16 protein-coding genes are annotated in these 22,260 nt (G+C 69.1%); 8 read left to right on the top strand and 8 right to left on the bottom strand.

Annotated features, from left to right (window positions below; genetic code table 11):
* Positions 1-176 precede the first annotated feature (176 nt).
* Positions 177-2,684, top strand: a complete 2,508-nt coding sequence (gene leuS / locus VNE60_06100; GenBank protein HVB31084.1) for a leucine--tRNA ligase — start codon at positions 177-179, stop codon at positions 2,682-2,684.
* 9 nt (positions 2,685-2,693) lie between these two features.
* On the opposite strand, the gene VNE60_06095 is transcribed toward leuS, so the two are convergent.
* The 3 genes from VNE60_06095 to VNE60_06085 are packed head-to-tail and all read right to left on the bottom strand — an operon-like array spanning position 2,694 to position 5,084.
* On the bottom strand, positions 2,694-3,425 hold the full coding sequence (locus VNE60_06095; protein HVB31083.1) for a 4'-phosphopantetheinyl transferase superfamily protein: 732 nt from the start codon (positions 3,423-3,425) through the stop codon (positions 2,694-2,696).
* A gap of 13 nt (positions 3,426-3,438) precedes the next feature.
* Positions 3,439-3,951, bottom strand: a complete 513-nt coding sequence (locus tag VNE60_06090) for a hypothetical protein (GenBank protein HVB31082.1) — start codon at positions 3,949-3,951, stop codon at positions 3,439-3,441.
* Positions 3,952-3,968: 17 nt separating this feature from the next.
* Complete coding sequence (locus tag VNE60_06085) at positions 3,969-5,084, bottom strand: VIT1/CCC1 transporter family protein (GenBank protein HVB31081.1); 1,116 nt, start codon at positions 5,082-5,084, stop codon at positions 3,969-3,971.
* Between the two features lie 201 nt (positions 5,085-5,285).
* Here VNE60_06085 and VNE60_06080 point away from each other — a divergent pair, with 201 nt between their 5' ends.
* On the top strand, positions 5,286-6,431 hold the full coding sequence (locus VNE60_06080; GenBank protein ID HVB31080.1) for a PDZ domain-containing protein: 1,146 nt from the start codon (positions 5,286-5,288) through the stop codon (positions 6,429-6,431).
* A 100-nt stretch (positions 6,432-6,531) separates the two neighbouring features.
* Positions 6,532-7,788 carry a DUF1343 domain-containing protein gene (locus VNE60_06075; protein HVB31079.1) on the top strand — a complete coding sequence of 419 codons (1,257 nt, stop codon included), beginning with the start codon at positions 6,532-6,534 and terminating at the stop codon, positions 7,786-7,788.
* A gap of 3 nt (positions 7,789-7,791) precedes the next feature.
* Here the strand turns inward: VNE60_06075 and VNE60_06070 are convergent, their stop codons facing one another.
* The 3 genes from VNE60_06070 to VNE60_06060 form a co-directional block, all read right to left on the bottom strand.
* Complete coding sequence (locus VNE60_06070; protein ID HVB31078.1) at positions 7,792-8,781, bottom strand: threonine dehydratase; 990 nt, start codon at positions 8,779-8,781, stop codon at positions 7,792-7,794.
* Positions 8,778-9,335: an orotate phosphoribosyltransferase gene (pyrE, locus tag VNE60_06065; GenBank protein ID HVB31077.1), complete on the bottom strand. Its 558-nt coding sequence runs from the start codon at positions 9,333-9,335 to the stop codon at positions 8,778-8,780. Before pyrE ends, VNE60_06070 begins: the two co-directional genes overlap by 4 nt.
* A gap of 71 nt (positions 9,336-9,406) precedes the next feature.
* Entirely contained in the window at positions 9,407-10,843 is a 1,437-nt protein-coding gene (locus tag VNE60_06060) for an amidohydrolase family protein (GenBank protein ID HVB31076.1), read from the bottom strand.
* A gap of 185 nt (positions 10,844-11,028) precedes the next feature.
* Between VNE60_06060 and VNE60_06055 the strand changes: the two genes are divergently transcribed.
* The 4 genes from VNE60_06055 (at position 11,029) to VNE60_06040 (ending at position 18,392) form a co-directional block, all read left to right on the top strand.
* On the top strand, positions 11,029-11,493 hold the full coding sequence (locus tag VNE60_06055; protein ID HVB31075.1) for a (2Fe-2S)-binding protein: 465 nt from the start codon (positions 11,029-11,031) through the stop codon (positions 11,491-11,493).
* Positions 11,490-13,685 (top strand): molybdopterin cofactor-binding domain-containing protein, encoded by a 2,196-nt coding sequence (locus tag VNE60_06050; protein HVB31074.1) that lies wholly within the window; start codon positions 11,490-11,492, stop codon positions 13,683-13,685. Before VNE60_06055 ends, VNE60_06050 begins: the two co-directional genes overlap by 4 nt.
* A 61-nt stretch (positions 13,686-13,746) precedes the next feature.
* A complete protein-coding gene (locus VNE60_06045; GenBank protein ID HVB31073.1) occupies positions 13,747-16,452 on the top strand; it encodes a hypothetical protein in 2,706 nt (901 codons plus the stop codon).
* A gap of 206 nt (positions 16,453-16,658) precedes the next feature.
* A complete protein-coding gene (locus VNE60_06040) occupies positions 16,659-18,392 on the top strand; it encodes a hypothetical protein (GenBank protein HVB31072.1) in 1,734 nt (577 codons plus the stop codon).
* 9 nt (positions 18,393-18,401) lie between these two features.
* Here VNE60_06040 and VNE60_06035 read toward each other — a convergent pair whose 3' ends face one another.
* A complete protein-coding gene (locus VNE60_06035; GenBank protein HVB31071.1) occupies positions 18,402-20,894 on the bottom strand; it encodes an ABC transporter permease in 2,493 nt (830 codons plus the stop codon).
* A 233-nt stretch (positions 20,895-21,127) separates the two neighbouring features.
* On the bottom strand, positions 21,128-21,904 hold the full coding sequence (locus VNE60_06030; protein ID HVB31070.1) for a tetratricopeptide repeat protein: 777 nt from the start codon (positions 21,902-21,904) through the stop codon (positions 21,128-21,130).
* Here VNE60_06030 and VNE60_06025 point away from each other — a divergent pair.
* Positions 21,891-22,172, top strand: coding sequence for a hypothetical protein (locus VNE60_06025; protein HVB31069.1), 282 nt, complete (start codon positions 21,891-21,893; stop codon positions 22,170-22,172). The genes VNE60_06030 and VNE60_06025 overlap by 14 nt on opposite strands.
* The last annotated feature ends 88 nt before the right edge of the window (positions 22,173-22,260 follow it).

Genomic DNA, 22,260 nt, shown 5'->3' with positions numbered 1-22,260 from the left:
GTGGGCGGCATCGGGGGCAGGAACGTGGCGGCAGGTGGTGCCCCGCGCCGGGCACCGTCACCAATCTGGCTTGTTTGCCTCCTGGGGCCAAGTAAATTGCGGAATCACTCGGCAATTGCCCTTTGGCGCGGGTCCGGTTCCGCCGTCGCGAGTGCCTGACGCGCCACCCCAAACGCATGACTGACTCGAACCATTCGCCCACGGCCGATCTCCCGGCCGCGTATGACCCTTCCGTGGTCGAACGGAAGTGGCAGGCGCGTTGGGACGAGCGCGGCACGAATCGCACCGATCTCGCGGGGCCGCGCCCGTACTACACGCTCATGATGTTCCCCTACCCCTCGGCCGAGGGGCTGCACGTGGGGAACCTGTTCGCGTTCACGGGCAACGACATCCACGGGCGCTATCAGCGAATGCGCGGCCACACGGTGTTCGAGCCGCTGGGCTACGATGCGTTCGGCATCCACTCTGAGAACTACGCGCTGAAGGTGGGGGTGCATCCGCTCGAGTTGATTCCGCGCAACATCGCCAACTTCCGGCGCCAGCTGCGCCGCTCGGGGCTGATGGTGGATTGGCGCTACGAGCTGTCCACCACCGACGCCGCGTACTACAAGTGGACGCAGTGGCTGTTCATCCAGCTCTACAAGCGCGGGCTGGCTTACAAGAAGGCGGCCGCCGTGAACTGGTGTCCGTTCGACAAGACGGTGCTGGCCAACGAGCAGGTGGTGAACGGCGAGTGCGAGCGGTGCGGCACCAAGGTGGAACAGCGATTCCTGGAGCAGTGGTTCTTCCGGATCACCGACTACGCGGGCCGGCTGCTCGGCAACCTCGACACGCTCGATTGGTCGGAGAGCACGAAGTCGGCGCAGCGGAACTGGATCGGCAAGTCGGAGGGCGCGGAACTGGCGTTCGGCGTGCAGGACCTGATGGAATTCGCGGGCAGCGCCACGGTGAGCGGGGGCGGGCTGAGCGGCGAGGTGATCTCGACGCCGGTGGAGATCCGCGTGTTCACCACGCGGGCCGACACGATCTTCGGCGCGACGTTCCTCGTCGTGGCCCCCGAGCATCCGCTGGTCGAGCAGCTCACCACCGACGAGCAGCGCGGCGACGTCGAGGCCTACCGCGCGGCGTCGGCCAAGCAGGACATCGTGACGCGCAAGGTGAACAAGGACAAGACGGGCGTGTTCACCGGTTCATACGCGATCAACCCGGCCACGGGCGCGCTGATGCCGGTGTGGATTGCCGACTACGTGCTGATGGAATACGGCACCGGGGCGATCATGGCCGTGCCCGGGCACGACGAGCGGGATCACGAGTTCGCGCTCAGGTTCGGGCTGCCGATCGTTCGCGTGGTGGGGCGCGACGGGCACGAGACGGCGGCGCCGATGGACGCGGCGTTCACCGACAACGTGGCCGGCGTGCTCGTCAACTCCGGGCAGTTCAACGGACTCACCGTCCCCGAGGCCAAGCACGCGATCGTGGCCTGGCTGGCCGACCGGGGCGCGGCGAAGCCGGTGGTGAACTACCGGTTGCACGACTGGTGCATCTCGCGGCAGCGGTACTGGGGTCCCCCGATCCCGATCATCTATTGCGAAGCGTGCGGGCCGGTGCCGGTGCCGGAGCAGGATCTGCCGGTGGTGCTGCCGGTGCTCGAGGACTTCAAGCCCGACGACTCCGGCATCTCGCCGCTGGCGCGGGACGAGGCGTGGTACCGCGTGGCGTGCCCCACGTGCGGCCGGCCGGCCCGCCGCGAGACCGACGTGTCGGACACCTTCCTCGACAGCTCGTGGTACTTCCTGCGCTATCCCAGCGCCGACCGCGATGACGTGGCCTTCGACCCCGAGATCACCCGGCGCTGGCTGCCGGTGAACTCGTACATCGGCGGCAACGAGCACGCCGTGCTGCACCTGCTGTACTCGCGCTTCATCACCATGGTGCTGCACGACGCCGGCCTGCTGGCGTTCGAGGAGCCGTTCACGCGGTTCCGGGCCCACGGCACGATCGTGCGCGAAGGGGCCAAGATGTCGAAGAGCCGCGGCAACGTGGTGAACCCCGACGAGTACGTGGAGCGCTGGGGTGCCGACTCGTTCCGCACGTACCTCATGTTCCTGGGCCCGTACGAGGAGGGCGGGGACTTCCGCGACCAGAGCATCTCCGGCGTGCGGCGGTTCCTCGATCGGCTGTGGACGTCGGCCCACGAGGCGGTGCGGGCCGGCGATCCCGAGGCGACCGTGCTGCGCAAGGTGCACCAGACCATCCGCAAGGTGACCGACGACATCGTGGCGCTGAGCTACAACACGGCGATCGCGGCGATGATGGAGTGCGTGAACGTGCTCCGCGCCCACGACCGCGTGCCGCACGTGAACGAGGTGGAGCCGCTGGTGCAGCTCGTGGCGCCGTTCGCGCCGCACGTGGCCGAGGAGCTGTGGGAGATGCTCGGCCACGATCGCAGCGTGTTCGACGACGGATGGCCCGCGTTCGACGCGCAGCTCGCCGCCGAGGACTCGGTGACGGTGGCGGTGCAGGTGAACGGGAAGACGCGCGGCACCGTGCAGGTGCCCATGGATGCCGAGCAGGCCGCGGCGCTGGAAGCGGCGCTCGCCGAGCCGACGATCGCCAAGTTCGTCACCGGATCACCGCGCAAGGTGATCTACGTGAAGAACCGCCTGCTCAATCTGGTCGTCTAGCGCCGGCGCTCAGGTCCACTCGGAATAGTGGACCTTGGCGTCAGGGTGGCCGAACGCCACCGCCGCGATGTAGTCCACGCGGCCGATGTCCACCAGCCGCACCCACAGCCGCTGTCGATCGATGCCGGTGATGCCGGTGACGTCGATCTCGTGCTGCGGTTCCTTGCCCAGCGTCACGCTGAACGCGTCGAACGCCGTGGCGATGCCGGTGCCCAGCGCCTTGACCACCGACTCCTTGCGCACCCAGGCACGGAAGAACGCGTCGGCGCGCTGGTCGGGTGGGAGGGCGAGCAAGGCGTCGTACTCGCCGCGGGCGAAGAAGCGGGCCGCGATTCGCTCCACGTCGGCCAGACGCGTCATCCGCTCGAGATCCACGCCCACGTCGTCGCCCCGCGTGACCGCCACGAGCATGTGATCGGCGGAATGCGAGACGCTGAACTGCAGCGGCTGGTCATTGTTGCCCGCCACCACCTGCGGCTTGCCGCGCGCGGAACGGCGGATGGCGATCTCGGACGCCGGCTGGCTGAGGTACTTGGCGAGGATCCCCCGCACCCAGGCGCGGGAGAGGGTGAGGCGCGCCCGCTGCGCCTCGCTCCCCACGAGCGCCGTCTTCTCGCGCTCCGCGGCCGGCAGCATCTGCGCTGCGCCGGCGAGGTTCTCGGGCGTGGCGGCCAGGGTGGCGTGCCACACGTGGATGTCGTTGCCCTTCAGGGACGCGGGAGTTTGTGCGCTGGGTGACATTGGCGATCCGCTACTAGAAGCTCAGCCCGAAGGTGACGGGCAGGGTGACATAGGAACTACCATCCGTGAGCACCTTGTGCAACCGGACTTCGAAGTAAGCGGTCATTCCGGTGAGCGGAATCTGGATGCCCACGCCGCCGTTGAAGCCGGGCTTGGCGCCGTTTCCCGTGACCTTGTACAACCCCATGCCGCCGATCAGATACGGGTGGAACGACGAGCCCTGGAAATGATACACCGCATTGATGATGCCGGCCGCCGTCTGGCTGGCGTGTCCGTCGGCCGTTCCCGCCTTGGAGGGGAACCGCTCGTAGAACAGCTCGCCTCGCACGCTCATCACCTGTCCGGGCGCCTGGTACTCGGCGACGCCGGCCAGGTTGAACCCCGAGCTGTACGACCTGGCGAGCGAGCCGGTAGGAACGCTCACGCCGAACGCGGCGCCGAGGTGGCCGGCCGACAATCCGCCCTGCGCCGACGCGGTGGAGGCGGCGATGGCCAACATCGCGACGATCGTTCCGATGCGCTTCATGCGGGATAAATGTAGTGCTAGAGGAGGTGGCCGATCCACGCACCCACGAAATACCCCGCCGCGGCCACTCCGAGCCCGACCACGAACATGTCGATGCCCGACCGGAATACGCTGCGGCCCGTGAACACCGACCGCGCCGCGCCCACCACCCAGTGCGAGAGCATCGAGATGCCGAACGAGACGACGATGGCGGTGGTGCCCGACCAGATGAGGAAGGGCGCCACGGGGATGAACGCGCCGATGGCCGTGGCTGTTCCCGTCACCCACCCCTCGCGCAGCGGGGACATGGCCCGATCCCCGATCCCCAACTCCTCCTGGACCTGCTCGTCGAGCATGCGCTCCGGATCGGCCATCACCTCGGTGGCCAGGGCGTGCGCCGCCTGCGCGTCCATGCCCTTGGCCTGGTAGATCAGGGCCAGCTCATCGCGCTCGACCTCGGGCATGAGCGCGATCTCGTCGCGCTCCATCGCGATCTCGTGGGCGTACACCTCCTGCTCGCTCTTGGCCGCCAGGTACCCGCTCGACCCCATGGACAACGAGTCGGCGATGAGGCCGGCCACGCCGGCCACGATCACCGCGTGCGATTGGTCGGCGGCCGAGGCGCCGATGACGCCGGCCACGAGCCCGAAGTTGGCGGTGAGGCCGTCGTTGAAGCCGTACACGACGTTGCGCAGGAAGCCGCCCGACTCGGTGCGGTGCCAGGGCTCGCCCTCGCGGCCGGCCATCGTGCCGAGCGTGCTCGCGTGCCCGGCGCTCTCCCGCGCCAGCGTGAGCGACTCTTCCTTGCCGGGCGCTCCCACGGCGGTGCCGCGGTGCATGTTGAGGTACCCTTTGACCTCGCGTCCTTCCTCGGCGAGCAGCATCGGGAGCAGGAACCCGGGGCCGAGCCAACGGCCCAACAGCGCCAGGAGCCGCGTACGCGCGGTGGGGCGGAACGTGCCGGGAGGCCGTCCGTTCTCGGTGAGCAAGCGCTCCCAGATCTCGGTGTGCCGGTCTTCCACGTTGGCCAGCTCGAGATAGATGTGCTTCTTCTTGGGGTCGTGCTCGAATCCGGCCAGGATGCGGTACAGGAAGGCCGCGTCGGCTTCGTCCTGCCAGTGGTGCAGGAAGTTATGGAGGTCGGGCGGGGGCATGGGCCATAATATGGGCGATTCGGGGCGTGCGTGAGAGTAGGGCGGTAGGAGGGTAGGGGGGTCGTGGGGAACGGCGTTCCGCAGTCATCCGTCCTACTCCCCTACCGTCCTACCGTCCTACCGGCTCTCCAGGTAAACCCTCGTCCTGTCACCCCGTGTCCAAGCTCCCGAAGCCCCACACACCGGGAGAACCCAAGCACCATGCGCACAAGACTGTTCATTCCATTCGTACTGGCCGCGGGCGCGTTGGCTACGCCCGTGCTGGGCCAGGTCGTCATCCGCCGCGACCCCGGTGCCAACGTACGGACGATGTCGTTCAGCAGCGACGAGACGCCGCGGGCGGTGATCGGCGTGACCACGTCCACGGGCGACGCGCGCGACACGCTCGGCCTGCTCGTCACCGACGTCACCTCCAACAGCCCGGCCGGCAAGGCCGGCATCCAGGAAGGTGATCGCATCCAGTCCATCAACGGAATCGATCTGAAACTCGAACGCATCGACATCGGCGATTCCGAGATGGCCGATGCCATGGCGCGCCGTCTCACGCGCGAGCTGGGCAAGGTCAAGCCGGGTGACAACGTGACATTGCACGTCTACCACAACGGGCAGTCCAGAGTCGTGACCGTGAAGACGGTGAATTCCCAGGACCTGTACGGCGATCCGATGGCGAGGATCACCGGCGACATGGAGAATCGAGCCGCCCTCGGTGTCTCGCTCGGCATCGCGGGGAGCAAGCGCGACACGCTGGGTGTGTTGATCATGGGGGTGGATGACGACAGTCCGGCGGCGGCCGCGGGACTGGAGGAGGGGAATCGCATTGCCGCGATCAACGGCGTGGATCTCAAGGTGGATCGCGCGGACGCGGGCGACCACTACGTGTCGAGTGCGCGGCTCCAGCGGCTCCAGAAGGCGATGTCCAAGGTCAAGCCGGGTGACGACGTGGCGCTGCAGGTGTACGCCGACGGCCGGTTCAAGACCGTGCACGTGAAGGCGGTCAAGGCGTCCACGCTCGGGAGTGCGTCGCGGACCTTCATGTTCCGCGGCGACGGCGAGGGGCCCATGAATATCAACGTCGACGGGCCGCAGATCCGCGAGACGATCCAGCGGGCCATGGATCAGGCGCAGCGGTCGCTCGAGCGGGTGCGCGTCGAAGCGCCGAACATGCGCTGGGACATGGACGAGAGCACACCGCCGATGCCGCCGATGCCCGCCGCTGCGCCGCGGGCCATGGTGGCGCCGGGCGTCCGCGTCGTGCCGATGCCCGCCGCCGCGCCGGAGCCGCTGCGGCGCATCGAGGCCCGCGTGATGTATGCGCCGCGGCCGCCGCTGCGCGTGATCCGGTTCTGACGCTCGTTTCCGATCGCGGGCGTCGGGCGCGGGGTGCCCTCCTCCGGGGGTGCCCCGCGTTTTTCTCGCCGGGCGATTTCGCGCGCGGTAGCTTTCCCGGGTGATCGCCACCGCTCCGTTCCGCGCTCGGCGCATGCTGCCGGCATTTGGTGTGATCCTGCTGGGGGCGTGCGCGCCGCCGATGCGGGCGCAGCAGGCCGCCCCCGCGGCGGCCGGCGTGGTGCCCGGAATCGAGGTGCTGCTCCGCGACTCGCTGTCGCTCCTTCGCGGCAAGCGCGTGGGGCTGATCACCAACCAGAGCGGACGCGACCGGCAGGGGCGGAGCGACATCGATCTGTTGTACCACGCGCCGGGCGTGAAGCTCGTGGCGCTGTTCGCGCCCGAGCACGGCATCCGTGGGACGGCCGAGGCAGGGGCGCGCATCGCGTCGGACACCGACGCGGCCACCGGCGTGCCGATCTATTCGCTGTACGGCGCCGTGCGCGCGCCCACGCCGGCGATGCTCGACGGCGTGGATGTGCTGGTGTACGACATCCAGGACGCCGGTGCGCGGTTCTACACGTTCGTGTGGACGATGGCGCTGTCGGCCGACGCGGCCGGGCGCGCGCACGAGCCATTCGTGGTGCTCGACCGGCCCGACCCCATTCGCGGTGACCGGGTGGAGGGCGGCGTGCTCGATCCGGCATATCGATCGTTCGTGGGCGAGTATCCGGTGGCGCTGCGCTACGGGCTCACGCCCGGCGAGTTGCTGCGGTATCTGGCCGGCACCGGGCAGGTGCACGCCGACGTGCACGTGATCCCCATGGACGGATGGCGTCGTTCGATGTGGTACGACGAGACCGGGATCCCGTGGGTGCAGCCGTCGCCCAATCTGCGGTCGATGGACGCGCTGGTGCTCTATCCGGGCCTGGTGTTCTTCGAAGGGACGAATCTGAGCGAAGGGCGAGGCACCGAGGCGCCGTTCCAGCTCGTGGGCGCGGGGTGGCTCACCGACGCCGGCGCCATCGCGCGCGAACTCAACGGCATGCACCTGGGTGGCGTGCGGTTCGATTCCACCTCGCGGACCATCGCCGCCGGTCAGAAGTGGGGCGGCCGGGCCATTCCCATGCTGCACGTGTCGGTCACCGACCGTGACCTCGTGCAGCCCGTGAAAGTGGCGGCCTATATGCTGCAGGTGATCCGGCGCGCGCACCCGAGCGAATTCCGATGGGCGCTGCCGCACATGGATGAACTGGCGGGCAGCGATGTCCTGCGCAAGGCGATCGACGCCGGGACGGTGGCCGGACTGCTGCCGCGATTGGACGCGCAGTCCCGCGCGTTCCGGCGGGACGCCGCGAAGTACCGGCTCTACCGCTGAGCGTCAGAGCTCGCTGCGCAGCACCTTCGCGAACACGTCGGTGTCCACATTGGCGCCGGTGAAGACGATGCCCACCGTGCGGCCGCGCAGCACGTCGCGTTCCTTGAGCGCCGCGGCCAGGCCGAGCGCGCCCGCGCCCTCGACCACGTTGTGCGTGGCGCTGAATGCGTGGCGCATGGCCTGCGCCACCTCCGCGTCGCTCACGTCCACCACGCGAGCCACGCGGCCGCGCATGAGCCCGAGCGCCGTGGCGTCGGGGGTGCGGCAGGCCACGCCGTCGGCGATTCGCGTCTCCACGGCGCACGACACCAACTCGGTGCCTTCGAGCGACCGCTTGTAGGCCGGCGCGGCGGACGACACCACGCCCACCACGTCCACGCCGCGGCCCAGCGCCTGCTTGGCCGCGAGCATGCCGCAGATGCCGGATCCGAGTCCGATCGGGATGTACACCGTCTGCAGATCGGGCGCGGCGCGCAGCAACTCCATGGAATACGTGCCCACGCCCGCCACGAGGCCGGTGTCGAACGAAGGCATGCGGTGCCAGCCGCGCTGCCGCGCGATCTCCACCGCGTGCTCCAGCGCGGCCTGGAAATCGTCGCCGAATTCGATCAGCTCGGCGCCCAGCGCGCGCATGGCGTCGTTCTTCTCGCGGCTGTTGCCGTGTGGCACGACGACCGCGGCCTGGAGTCCCTGGCGCGACGCGGCGAACGCCACCGACTGCCCGTGGTTGCCGCGCGTGGCGGTGACGATGCCCTGCACCTCGGGATGTTCGCGCTTGAGGCGATCCATGTACACGAGCCCGCCGCGGATCTTGAACGCGCCCACCGGCGTGTAGTTCTCGTGCTTCACCCACACCGCGGTACCCACCAGCCGATCGATGAGCGGCCAGCGGTATTGCGGCGTGGGCGGCATGACCGCCTTCACCAGGCGGTCGGCGGCTTCCAACTCGGCGAGCGTGGGGAGCGACGGCGCCGGCGTCGAGTCTGCCGTCATTCGTTGTCCTGGAACGCGGCGCGCACTTGGGAGATGGTGCAGAGCGGCCGGAAGGGGATCCCCGCCGCTTCGATCGCGGCCGCGCCGCCCTGTTCGCGATCCACCACCGAGGTCGCGACGACGATCTCCGCGCCCGCCTCGCGCACGTGCTCCACCGCCTTGAGCAGCGACCCGCCTGACGTGGTCACGTCCTCGACGATCACGACCTTCTTGCCCCTGGGATCGATGCCCTCCACCCATTTGCCGAGCCCGTACTTCTTGGCTTCCTTGCGCACGATGAATCCGGTGAGCGGGCGGTCGCTCTTGGCCGAAGCGTACACGGCGGCGAGGACGATGGCGTCGGCGCCGAGTGTCGGCCCGCCCACGGCGTCGGCGCCGAATTCCTGCGCCAGGCGCCGCACCGCGTTGCCCACCAACTCGACGCCGTCGGGGTGGTACGTCACCTGCTTGGCGTCGAGGTAGAAAGTGCTCTTGGCGCCCGACGCCAACGTGAAATCGCCCTCGCGGTACGAGAGGCGGGCGAGCAGCGCGGCGAGTTGATCGTGGGACGACATCCGGACTCCGGGGTGGGACTGGGCTGCGGGCAAATTAGGGAAGCGCGTAGGCCGGTGGTAGCGGGCGCTCCCTAGCGGAACACGCCCTTCGTGCCCCCGAGCCAGAACACCGTGTCGGCCGGCGTCGCGGGGCCGATGGTCCCTTCCACCGCCTTCGTGAGCTTGGCGGGGTCGTACACGATGCCGGCTTTGATCACGATCGCGGGGAACCGCATCTTGCGGATGTCGGCCAGCGGGTTGCCGTGGACGATCACGGCGTCGGCCCACTTGCCCGTCTCGATGGAACCCAGCCGGTCGCCGAGGCCCATCGCGTGCGCCGCGTTGATGGTGGCGAAGCGGAGCGCGGCGTAGGGCGGAATTCCCGAGAGCACGAACGACAGCAGCTCGCGGTGCACGGCGAATGGCGTGAACCACTCGCCCCAGCTCGGATGGTCGGTGCCGAGCGTGATGAGATTGCCGCCGCCCGCGTCGTAGAACGCTTTGATCTCCTTGCGCTTGGCCCAGTAGATCTTCTCGAACTGCTCCAGCGGCGGCCGTGGCGGGCGCGAATCCACGATCTTGCGCATGTACGGCGTGAGGAAGCGCTTCTCGTCGGTGAAATAGGTGAACACCTGCGGGTCGCGCTTGCCGAAGTAGCCATAGGCGCTGAGCGTGGCGTCGTAGTAGACGTGGTGCTGGATGTAGAGCTGGAAGGTCCGCTGGTACGCGGGCGAAGCGAACGTCGCGGTGGTGAAATTCTCGAGCGACGCATACGCGCTCCGGGTGGCCGGATACGCGTCGCCGCCCATGAAGTGCTCGATGCGGTCGATGCCCATGAGGATCGCGTCGCGCGGGTTCACCGTGTCGTGGAAGCCGGAGTCCAGGTGGCCGGTGACGGTGAGCCCGTACACGTGGGCGCGCTGGATGAGCGCCTGGAGCTGGTACGGCCTGATCCCCTTGGCCTTGAACCCGCCCACGCCCATCTCGGCCCAGTGGTCCACCTCGGCGTCGATCGAATCCACCGAGATGTCGTGCGGCCAGCCCGGGCGCGCCGTGCCGAAGTAGGGGCCGGAGTTGAGGAGTCGTGGGCCCGGTTCCAGCCCGCGGTTGATCCGGATGCGCAGCGCGCGCATCGAGTCGGGGTTCATCTCGCCGGCGGGCCAGGTGCTCGTCACCCCGTTGGCGAGGAAGAGCGACGGATAGGCCCTGGTCTCATCCACGCGGCCGTTGCCGAACAGCATCATCGCGTAGTGCGCGTGCAGATCGAACATGCCGGGGGTGATCGTCTCGTCGTCGGTGAGCCGGATGGTGTCGGCGCCGGGTTTGACTTCCGATAGATCGCCGCCCACCCGCTGGAACTTGCCGGCGCGGATGAGGATCCCGGGGTTGTGGATGCGGACCGTATCGGTGGCGGTGAACAACCAGCCGCCGAGGATGACGAGGTCGTGGGTCTGCGTCTGGGCGACGGCGGACGCCGCGGGGACGAGGAGGGACGCGGCGAGGGCGGAGAGGAAGGCGAGGCGGCGCATGGTGGTGGCTCGGGTCGGCGGACGCGGGGGGTGCACGGGAACATAGCAAATCATCGTGCCGGCGGCGGCGGAGGAGCCTCCGCCCCCGCTGGGTTCGACGCCGCGCCGCCCCCTGCGTACATTCCCAAACGACCCCGGTCCCCCCGGGGGTCGATGGCAACCGCCGAACGCCGAGGGCTCCGCGCATGACCGTCACCTTCAAAGTCAACGGGACGTCCCACTCCGTGGACGTGCCCCCGGACATGCCGCTGCTCTGGGTGCTGCGCGATGTCCTCGATCTCAAGGGCACCAAGTTCGGCTGCGGCATCGGCCGCTGCGCCGCCTGTACGGTGCACGTGAACGGCGTGCTCACGCACTCCTGCCGCCGCGAGATCTCCACGGTCGCGGGCGCCGAGGTCACGACGATCGAGGGGCTCTCCCCCGACGGCGCGCACCGGCTGCAGCGCGCCTGGGAAGAACTCGACGTCCCCCAGTGCGGCTACTGCCAGGCGGGCCAGCTCATGGCCGCCGCCGCCCTGCTCGAGAAGAATCCGCATCCGTCCGACGCCGAGATCGACGTGGCCATGAGCGGGAACCTGTGCCGGTGCAACACGTACCTCCGCATCCGGGAAGCCATCCATCACGCCGCGAGCATGGAGGCCACCCAATGAGCACGCCCTCTCCCGTCACCCGCCGAGACTTCCTCCGCGTGTCGGCCATCGCCGGCGGCGGACTGCTGCTCTCCACGTACTTCCCGGGATTCGGCGACGCCGAGGCCCACGCCGCCACGACGGCGTCCGGCGACTTCACGCCCAACGCGTACATCCGCATCACGCCCGACGGCATGGTCACGATCATGGCCAAGAATCCGGAAATCGGGCAGGGCGTGAAGACGATGCTGCCGATGATCATCGCCGACGAACTCGACGTGGACTGGAAGAACGTCCGCGTGGAGCAGGCGATACTCGACACCACGAAGTTCGAGAACCAGTGGGCCGGCGGCAGCCTGGCCACACCGTTCAACTGGCTGCCCATGCGCCGCGTGGGCGCCGCCGGCCGCGCCATGCTGGTAGCCGCCGCCGCGCAGACGTGGGGCGTGAGCGCATCGGAGTGCGACACCGCGCACGGCGTGGTCACGCATCGGCCGAGCAAGCGCACGCTCGCCTACGGCGCGCTGGTGGACAGGGCGGCCACGATCCCGGCACCCGATCTCAACGCGGTGAAGCTCAAGGACCCCAAGGACTTCACGATCATCGGCACCTCGGTGCACGGTGTGGACAATCACGCCATCGTCACCGGACAGCCGCTCTACGGCATCGACGTCACGCTGCCGGGCATGTTGTACGCCGTGTTCGAGAAGTGCCCGGTGTTCGCGGGCAAGGTGAAGAACGCCAACGTGGACGCGCTCAAGGCGGAACCGGGCGTGCGCCACGCGTTCGTCGTGGACGGCGCGCCCGACAACGGGCTCGAAGGACTGCTCAGCGGCGTGGCGGTGGTTGCCGACAGCTGGTGGGCCGCGAACTCGGCGCGCCGGAAGCTGGACGTCACGTGGGACGAAGGGCCCACGGCGGACCAGAGCAGCGCGTCGTTCGCCGAGCAGGCGGCCGCGCTGTCCAAGCAGGCGCCCATGCGCTCGCTGCGCAACGACGGAGACGCCGACGCGGCGCTCAAGGGCGCGGCCCACGTGGTCGAGGCGGCGTATTTCTATCCGTTCATCTCGCACGCCACGCTCGAACCGCAGAACTGCACGGCGTCGTATCACGACGGCAAGCTCGAGATCTGGGCGCCCACGCAGATGCCGGCGCGGGGCCGCACGATGGTGGCCAAGACGCTGGGCATGAAGGAGGACGACATCATCGTCCACATGACGCGGAGCGGCGGCGGGTTCGGACGCCGGCTCAACAACGACTACATGCTCGAGGCGGCCGCGATCGCCAAGCGCGTGGGCGTGCCGGTCAAGCTGCTCTGGTCGCGCGAAGACGACATGCGCCACGACTTCTACCGTCCGGCGGGGTTCCACTACTTCACGGGCGGCGTGGACGCCGGCGGCAAGCTGGTGGCGTGGAAGGACCACTTCGTGACGTTCGGCGAGGGCGAGCACTACGCGGCCAGCGCGAGCATCGCCCCCACGGAATTCCCGTCGCGGTTCATCGCCAACTTCTCGTTCGGCGCGTCGACCATGCCGCTGGGCGTGCCCACCGGCGCGCTGCGCGCCCCCGGCAGCAACGCCATCGCGTTCGTGATGCAGTCGTTCATCGACGAACTGGCGCACGCGGCGCACGCGGATCCGGTGCAGTTCCGGCGCGATCTGCTGGCCGGCGTCGAGAGCGGCGCGGCCATGGACGCCGAGCGCATGAAGGGCGTGCTCGAACTGGTGGCCGAGAAGTCCGGATGGGGCAAGCAGACCTTCCCACGGGGCACGGCGCAGGGCGTGGCGTTCCACTTCAGCCATCGCGGCTACTTCGCCGAGGTGGTGCAGGTGACGGTGAGCCGGGCGGGGGTGCTCAAGGTGGACAAGGTGTGGGTGGCGGGTGACATCGGCAGCCAGGTGATCAACCCGATCAACGCCGAGAATCAGGCGCAGGGCGCCGTCCTCGACGGGATCTCCGAAGCGCTGGCGCAGGAGATCACCATCGAAGCGGGCCGCACCGTGCAGGGCAACTTCAACAACTACGATCTGCTCCGCCTGCGCCAGGCGCCGCCGGTGGAGGTGCACTTCCTCACCACGAACTTCCCACCCACGGGCCTTGGCGAGCCCGCGTTGCCCCCCGCCGTCGCGGCGCTGTGCAACGCGATCTACTCGGCCACGGGCAACCGGGTGCGTTCGCTGCCGCTGTCCAAGCACGATCTGAGCTGGACGTAGGACCCGCCGCGCGGTCTTCCCCCGGGCCGCACCCACCGCTGCCGGTCACCGGAGGTTGTTGATGTCTGGAATGGATCTGCGCCGCCACACCGCGGCGCTCGTCGTGGCGTGCGCCTGCACGTTCTGGTCCGCTCCCCGCGCCGCGGGGCAGACGCCGCCGGCGGCCACGTTCGGGCAGTTGCGCTATCGCTACGTGGGCGCGCCCGGCAACCGCATCAACGCCGTGGCCGGCGTCCCCGGCAACCCCGAGGTGATCTACGCCGGCACGCCGTCGGGCGGCGTGTTCAAGTCGGACGACGGCGGGCTGCACTGGCATCCGATCTTCGACGGCCAGGATGTGGCGTCGATCGGCTCCATCGCCGTGGCGCGCACCGATCCCCGCACGGTGTGGGTGGGCACGGGCGATCCGTTCATCCGGCCGAACATCGAGATCGGCAACGGCGTGTACCGGTCCACCGATGCCGGAGCCACGTGGACGCACATGGGGCTCGATTCCACGGGGCGCATCGGGCGCGTGGCCATCGATCCCACCAACGCCAACGTCGTGTTCGTGGCGGCGATGGGACACAGCTACGGACCGCAGCAGCAGCGCGGCGTGTTCCGCACCACGGACGGCGGCCACACGTGGCAGCGGGTGCTGTTCGTGGACCAGAACACCGGCGCGATCGACGTCGTCATCGACCCCGTGAACCCGCGCGTGGTGTTCGCGGCCACCTGGCAGCTCGAGATCCATCCCTGGACGAGCTTCAGCGGCGGCGCGGGCAGCGGCATCTACATGTCGCGCGACGGCGGGACCACGTGGACCCATCTCACCGGCCACGGGCTGCCGCACGCGCCCATCGGCAAGATCGCGCTCGCCATCGCGCCCAGCGACCACGAGCGCGTCTACGCGCTGATCGAGACCGCCGACCAGGGCAATCTCTGGCGCTCCGACGACGGCGGGGCCAATTGGAAGCTCACGAGCCGCGATCCCAACATCAATCGCCGGGCGCGCTACTTCTCCAAGATGGGCGTCCTGCCCGACGATCCCGACGACGTGTTCTTCCTCACGCAGTCGGTGTACCGGTCGCACGACGGCGGCGCGACGAACGTCGAGGTGCCGGGCCTCTTTCCCGACCACCACGATATCTGGATCGATCCGGTGGACGGCAACCGCATCATCATCGCCAACGACCGCTACGTGAACATCTCGCGCGACCGCGGGCGGTCGTGGTTCCACGTCGATCTCCCCGACGCGCAGATCAACCGCGTGGCCACCGACCGCCGGATGCCGTACGACGTGTACGGCTCGCGCCAGGACGGCCCGGTGTTCTACGGCCCGAGCAACAGCCTGCTGGGCAGCACGGGCGTGGGCAGCGCGCCCGATGGCATCGGCATCATCCCCGAGGGCCTGTGGCGGTGGGGCGGCGGCGCCGAGAGCGGGTGGGCGATCCCCGATCCCGCCAACGACGCCGTCATCTGGTACAGCAGTTCGAACGGGGTGAGCCGCTTCAATACGACAACCCGCATAGGGCAGCCGGCCAGCCCGTGGCCCAGCGGCCGCGGCGGCGAGGGCCGCGGCGGCGTGGACACGCGCGAGTTCCGCACCAACTGGAGCGTCCCGATCGCCACGTCCCCGTTCCATCCGCACTGGCTGTACGCGGGCAGCCAGTACGTGCACCTGACCACCGACGACGGCAAGACGTGGAAGACGATCAGTCCCGATCTCACGCGCAACGACAAGGCCAGGGAGCGCGCGCCCGGCGATCTGGGCAACGACAACCAGGACATCCCGTGCTCGCTGTACGCGATCGCCGTGTCGCCGATCGAGGACGGCGTGGTCTGGGCGGGGAGCAACGACGGCCTCGTCCACGTCACGCGCGACGGCGGCAGGACGTGGACCGACGTCACGGCCGCGATCCCCGGGCTCCCATCCTGGGGCAACGTGACCAGCATCCAGCCGTCGCACTTCGTGAAGGGCGGCGCCTACGTGACCATCGATCGCCACCGCGCGGCCGACAATGCGCCGCACGTGTACCGCACCGACGACTACGGCCGCACCTGGACGGACATCGGCCGCGGCATCCCGAACAGCGTGTTCAGCTACGCGCGCATCATCCGCGACGACCCGGTGCGGCCGGGGCTGCTCTACCTGGGCACCGAGAACTCGCTGTACCTGTCGCTCGACGACGGCGCGTCGTGGGTCAACGCGCAGAACGACCTGCCGCACGTGCCGCTCAATTGGATGGAAGTGCAGCCCGACTTCAACGATCTCGTGATCGCCACCTGGGGGCGTGGCTTCTGGATCATGGACGACGTGACGCCGCTGCAGCAGCTCACGCCGGCCGTGCTCGCCGCCGACCGCTGGCTGTTCCAGCCGCGGCCCGCCTATCTGTTCCATCTGCGCGATGCGACCACGGCCACGAGCTTCGGCGCCGAGTTCGATCCGCCGGCGAACGTGGGGCAGAACCCGCCCTACGGCGCGTCGCTCAACTACTATCTGAGATCGGCGGCGGCGGACAGCGTCCGGTTGACCATTCTCGACGCCACGGGCAACACGGTGCGCACGCTAAGCGGGCCGGCGGACGCCGGCATCGACCGCGTGTGGTGGAACCTCCGCGCCGAGGCCAAGCGCGATACGTCTGGCGCCGCCGCCGGCGGCGCTGCCGCGCGAAGACCGGTCGCCGCGCCACAAATCAAACCAGGCGTTTACACGATCAGGCTTTTTGCTGACGGGAAATATCTGGAAACGACGCTTACCGTGAACAGGGACCCGAACGAGAAGTGAACTCGGATGACGTCCGGGTGGTATTAGTACCCTGACCGGCGGCGCCATGGCCGCCGGCGCTCCCGTCGAGCCCCGCCGTCGCCAGCCTGTCGTTCCCCCCCAACCGTACACTCCCCATGTTCGACGTTCGCTCCGCGTCTTCGCGCGAGCGGCGCAGCGGACGCGTCGGCGCCCGCGCCCCGCGTTCGCTCGCGCTCTTCCCCGCCATGATCGCCGCAACGGCCGTGGTCGGATGCTCACGCACCGGCGACGCCCCCACCGCGCCCGCGGCGCTGGCGCGCAGCGCGCCGTGCGCGTCGAGCGGCGTGGTGACGCTCGGCGTGGCGCAGGCAACGGTGGTGGACTGCGCGAACGGTGGCGTGACGGTGACACTGGCCGGCAGCGGCTCACGCTATCTGGTGGTGGCGCAGTTTCCCACCGGCCAGGCGCCGGCTCAGCTCGTGACGTACACACTGTCCACCCTCGGGCCCGCGGCGTCGAGCGCCGGAGACCGCGCGCCGGCCATGCAGTGGCCGGCGGCGGGTGCGGGCGCGGCGCCGGCCACGGGCGGCCCGGCCGCGTTCATTCCCACGCGGCAGCGCGCGGTCGATCACCTGCTCCTCGCGCGCGCCAGGGCGATCGCCCAATCACCGTCGTTCAGCCAGGCGTCACGAAGCAGCGCCCCCGCGGCCTCGCTCGCGCCGCCGGCGGTTGGGAGCACGCGGAGTTTCCATGTGCTGTCGAGCTTCGACGCCGCGCATCCGGCCTGGAAGTCCGTGACGGCTCGGCTGGACTACGTGGGCGGCAGCGTGCTCGTGTACCAGGATGTGGCCGCGCCATCCGGCGGATTCACCGCGGCGCAGCTGCAAAAGTACGGCCAGTATTTCGATCGCACCCTCTACCCGATCGACACGACGGCATTCGGCCAGCCGTCGGATATCGACAGGAATGGGCGCGTGATCATGCTGCTGTCGCCCGTGGTCAATGCCGGCGTGCCGGCCGCAACCTGTTACTCGCAGGGATACGTGGCCGGGTTCTTCAACGCCGAGGACTTCAACGGCGGCGCCGATCCGAATTCCAATCAGGGCGAGATCTTCTACTCGATCGTGCCCGATCCGAGCGGGCAGTTCAGCTGCGCGCACAACGTGAGCGACGTGGACGACGAGGTGCCGGTGGTGTTTCTGCACGAGATGCAGCACCTGATCAACTTCTCGCAGCATACGATCGTGAGCCATGGCCAGCCGGGGGCGAGCTGGATGGACGAGGGGCTGAGCCTGGTGGCCGAAGAGTTGGGGTCGGCCTACTACGAGGCCCGGTGCCCGCCGCCGGCGTGCCGCACCGATCCGGCGCAGCTGCTTCCCGACTCGGCGGTCGCTTTCGCGCGCGGGTTCATGCTCGATTCGTATGACTACGCCACGTTGCCGGACACCGTGAGCCTGACGTTGCAGAACGACGGCCAGTTCGGTCTGGCATGGCGCGGCGGCGACTGGGCGCTAATGCGGTGGCTGGGCGATCAGATGGGGAGCGAATTCTATCGCAAGCTCGAGACCGGGCCGGCCGATGGCATCGCCGACATCGAAGCGGCCACGGGCCAGCCGTTCGCCGCGCTGTTCGCGAACTTCGGGCTCGCGCTGTTCACCGACAGCCTGCCCGGCCTGCCACGGACCATCGCGCCGCCGGTTGACCGGTTCGCCTCGCGCAACCTGCGGGCGCTCTGGTCGAGCGTGGCGTCGATCTCGGGCGCCGGCGGCGGCACGCTGCCGTTTCCGATTCCGGTGCGTCCGATCTCCGCCGGTGCCACGGTCCAGGAGATGGCGCCGGGCGCGATGTCGTTCTGGCGGCTGGACACGCCGGCCAGCGCGTCGGCGATCACCGTGCGCTTTGCCGCTCCCGGGGGAGCGCCGCTGCCCGGATCGCTGCACCCGCAACTGGCCATCTTCCGGTTGCCGCCCGGCCAGTAGCGCGCGGCGTTACTCGTACCGCAACGCGTGCATCGGATCGGTGCGCGACGCGCGCAACGCGGGCACGTAGCCGGCGCCGAACGCGACCGCCGCCAACACCAGCGTGGACACCGCCATCACGGTGGGATCGAACCCCTGCAGCCCGTACAGCAGCGAGCGCGCACCGCGCCCCAGCGCGAGGGCGCCGACGATCCCGATCACCGCGCCGACGACCGTCATCACGCCGACCTGCCGCAGCACCATCGCGCGCACGCGCGGTCCGTCGGCTCCCAGGGCCATCCGCACGCCGATCTCGCGCGTGCGCTGCGCCACCGAGTAGGCGAGCACGCCGTAGAGGCCGATCGCCGCGAGCAGCGTGGCCAGCAGGGCGAACGCCGAGGACAGCGTGCCGATCATGCGGTCGAGGAAGACGTTCTCCTTCACCTGCTGCGACAGCGTCTTGAGATCCTGCACCGGCAGGTTGGGGTCGAGCTTCTTGACCACGCCGGGAATCGCGCGCAGCACCTGCTGCGGATTGCCCGCGCTGCGCACGTAGAAGTGGATGTTGCCGATGGTGCTGTCCTGGCGATAGGGCACGAAGACCACCGGCGGCACGGCCCGCTTGACGTCGCTGTACTTGGCGTCCTTGACCAGCCCGACGATCTCGATGTCGAGCGAATCGTTGCCCATCGACATGTGCTTGCCCACCGCATCCCGCCCCAGATGGAACTTCTTGGCAAAGGTCTCGTTCACCACCGCCACCTTCGGCGCGCCCAGCGCATCGGATTCCGTGAAGTCGCGGCCCGACAGCATGGGCATGCCGATCACGTGGAAATAGTTCGGTCCGACGGCATTGAACCGTGAGCCGGCGTCCACGTCCGGTCCCTTCTTGAAGCCTTCCACGGAAACGTCCTGCCCCCAATTGTTGCCGGCCAGCAGCGGCACGAGCGCCTCCGTCACCCCGGTCACGCCCGGGATGGCCGCCAGTTCGTCCTGCGCGCGCGTGAACAGCACCGCCGAGCGCGCCGGCTGGTAGCCGTTGCGCACGGGCGAGATGGCGAAGGTGGAAACGTTCTCCACCTTCATGCCCAGATCCACCCGGCTCACGTTACCCAGGCTCTTGATGAACAACCCCGCCGAGATGAGCAGCGCCATGGACAGCGCGATCTGCGCCGTGACCAGCGACGTGCGGAACCGCGCCGCGGCGCGCGTGCCCGACGCCTTGCCCGAGTTGTCGCGCAGCGCCGAGACGAGGTCGGGGCGCGTGGCGTGCAGCGCCGGGAAGAGCCCGAACAGCAGTCCGGTGCCGATCGACAGCGCCGCCGCGAACCACACGGCGTTCATGCTGAGATGGAACTGCATCGTGGCCGACTCGTCGGCCGGCAGGAGCGACGTCATGAGGCCCACCGTCCAGTGCGCCACGGCCAGGCTGGCTACGCCGCCGAGTACGGCGAGCAGGCACGACTCGATCAGGAGCTGCCCCAGCACCTGGGCCCGCGTGGCGCCCAACGACAGGCGCACGGCCATCTCGAGCGAGCGGCTCGCCGCGCGGGCCAACAGCAGGTTGGCGATGTTCGCGCAGGCGATGAGCAGCACGATCGCGGTGATGGACAGCAGCATCAGCAGCGGCGTGCGCGCCTGCCCGCTCACCGAGCTCTGGCCGCGGCGACCGTCGGCCAGCGTGAGCTCCTTGGCGCGGAACACTTTCATCGTCGTGGCGCTCATCCCCGTCTGCAGCGGCGCCTCGACGGTGTTGATGATCGAGTGGTACACGGCGTTGATGCGCGCCCGGGCCTGGTTCATGGACACGCCGGGCTTGAGGCGGCCGAACACGTAGATCCAGTAGCTGCGGCGATTCTCGAAGTCCTTGAACCCCGGGTTGACCACGGTGCGCATGCTGATCGGGATGAACACCGCCGGCGTCGCGCCCAGCGTGGTGCCCTGGAATCCCTTGGGCGCCACGCCCACGATCGTCATCGTCTGGCCGTTGACCACGATCGGCTGATTGAGCACCGCGGAGCTCCCGCCCAGGTGCGATTGCCAGAAGTCGTAGCTCAGCACGGCCACGTAGTTGTCGCCGATTCCCTGATCGTCGGCCGGCCCCAGCAGGCGCCCCAGCGCCGGATTCAGGCCGAGCACCGGAAAGTACGAGCCCGACACGAGCATCTGGTCGGCGCTCACCGTCTGCTCGTGGTACGCGATGTTGGCGCCGGTGAGCCAGTGGGCGGCGATGCCGCTGAATCCCGTCTCCGCGCGTTGGAGATCGCGGAACATCGGATAGCTGAACACCTCGTCGCACCCGCCGGCCTGGCCGCACGACTGGGAGCCCGGATTGGGACCCGGCGCGCCGAAATTCACCAGCCGCTCCGGGTGCGGCACGGGGAGCGGCCGCAGGAGAAGCTGGTTGAAGATCGAGTAGATGCCCGCGTTCGCTCCGATGCCCAGCGCCAGCGAGAGAATGGCGACGCCGGTGACGAAGGGCGACTTGAACAGCGTCCGGAAGGCGAGCTTCAGATTGAACATCGGGATCCCCGGGGGCGGAGGCGGGCGAACGGGCAACCGTGCCGATTAGACAACCGATACCCCTCGACGGTTGGCTCGTCCCGGGTCCCTACGGAGCGCGCCCGGATTTGTTTTGCGCCCGCGCCGGACGTAGCATGCGCGCATCGACGTCCCGAACGCAACCGAGCTCCGCGGACCTCGTCCGCGGAGCTCGGCCGCTGTTCACCGTCCTACCGTCCTACCGTCCTACCGTCCTACCGTCCTACCTTGCCCGTCGTCGCACTGTCCTTCCACGTCTTCACCCGCTGGCGGAACTGCTCGGCCAGATCCTGCGGGTTCACGTCGTCCACGGCCGTGGAGTCGGTGACGATGCCGCGCAGCCGCCGCAGGTTCGTCACCGCCTTGGTGAAGGTCGAGTCGTCGCGCACCGCGGCTTCATACGCATGCTTGGCGGCCACCGGGTATCCCGACCGCTCGAGCGCCATGCCGAAGTTGTTCTGGAAGAGCGGCGCCGTCGGCTTGAGCTGCACCACCCGGGCCAACGGGCCCAGCGCGCCCTGGAAGTCCCCGGAGTCGAGCAGCAGCACGCCCAGGTTGTTGAGCCCCCACACGTCCTCGTCGTTGATGACGAGCAGACGGCGGTACGTGGCCATCGCGCTGTCCACGTTGCCGCTCTGCGCCAGCGCCCGCGCCTTGAGGCGCAGCCCGTCACCCGACGTGGAGTCCAGGCTCAGCCCCTTCTCGATGCGCTCCAGCGCCTCGGGCGCCCGCTTCATGTCCAGCAGCACGCGCGCCGAGTTGAAGTAACTCTTCACGAACGTGGAATCGAGCTTGATGGCCGTGTCGAACGCGCCCTCGGCGCGCGAGAAGTCGCCCGCCTTCCAGGTGGAGAGGCCGAGCATGTAGAAGCCGAACGCGTTCCCGGGGTTGGAAGCCACGTAGCTCTCGAACATCGCGGCCGCCTCGGGATAGTGGCCCGCCTTGAACACGTCTTCGGCGTTCTCGTACGTGACCGCCGTGGTCACCGTCATCTTCGACCGGTCTACCCGCGCGGTGCTGGACGATGCGCCCGCAGGCGTCATGTGGCCGGCCGCCGATCCCTCGGGCGGTTGCGCGGTGACGGACGGAGTGCCGGAATGTGCCGGGCGCGCTTCGGCGGTGTCGCCGCCGCACGCCGCGAGCGCAAACGGCACCACGACGAGCGCGGTCCACGAAAGCCGGCGGATACGGATGCTGCGATCGATGCTGTACATGGTCTCCTCCTCGGTGGGGCGCCTGGGCGCCGTGAGTGAATCGTGACGCCCACCGAGAAGGCAAGACGGCGGCCACGAACGCGGCCGCGCTGGCGCGTGCTCTAAGACTCGTGGTGAACGGGACTTGGACTGGG

The sequence above is a fragment of the Gemmatimonadaceae bacterium genome, from assembly GCA_035533755.1.
GTDB lineage: Bacteria > Gemmatimonadota > Gemmatimonadetes > Gemmatimonadales > Gemmatimonadaceae > JAGWRI01.
This window is presented reverse-complemented; position numbering and strand designations above follow the sequence as displayed.